The organism is Clostridium celatum (genome assembly GCF_021412605.1).
Taxonomy (GTDB): Bacteria; Bacillota; Clostridia; order Clostridiales; family Clostridiaceae; genus Clostridium; species Clostridium celatum.
Genome location: NZ_JAJKGM010000111.1, coordinates 1 through 619, shown reverse-complemented (window position 1 = coordinate 619; position 619 = coordinate 1). Strand labels below are relative to the sequence as shown.

The following is a 619-nucleotide window of genomic DNA, read 5'->3' as shown; positions in this document are numbered from 1 at the left end:
TTTATATTTCTAGTTAATTTATGAACACTTCCATCATTTCCTACAACTTCTGCAGTTATTGTCTTTGTTCCATTTGCAATGTCGCTTATATCAACATTTACTTGGAATCCTGCATTACTTGCATTTGAGTATTTTGGATATGCATTTCCGATATCTGGTCTAGATAATCCTGTATTAGTTGTTGCTTTTAACTTACCGTCTACTAATACTCTGACTTCTTTTACTCCTGATCCTGCTAATGCCCATCCTCTTACTGTCATAGTCTTTGAAGTAACAGTTGCTCCATCTGCTGGCTCATCTATTCTTCCTACTGTTGCTAATGTATTTGATGCTATATTAACCTTTATATTTCTAGTTAATTTATGAACACTTCCATCATTTCCTACAACTTCTGCAGTTATTGTCTTTGTTCCATTTGCAATGTCACTTATATCAACATTTACTTGGAATCCTGCACTACTTGCATTTGAGTATTTTGGATATGCATTTCCGATATCTGGTCTAGATAATCCTGTATTAGTTGTTGCTTTTAACTTACCGTCTACTAATACTCTGACTTCTTTTACTCCTGATCCTGCTAATGCCCATCCTCTTACTGTCATAGTCTTTGAAGTAACAG

General features: G+C 34.7%; 1 protein-coding gene. It reads right to left on the bottom strand.

Going from position 1 to position 619, the window contains the following annotated elements; translation table 11 throughout:
- Window positions 1-619 (bottom strand): Ig-like domain-containing protein (locus LPC13_RS16740; RefSeq protein ID WP_234089034.1); only part of this gene is annotated, 619 nt, incomplete at both ends.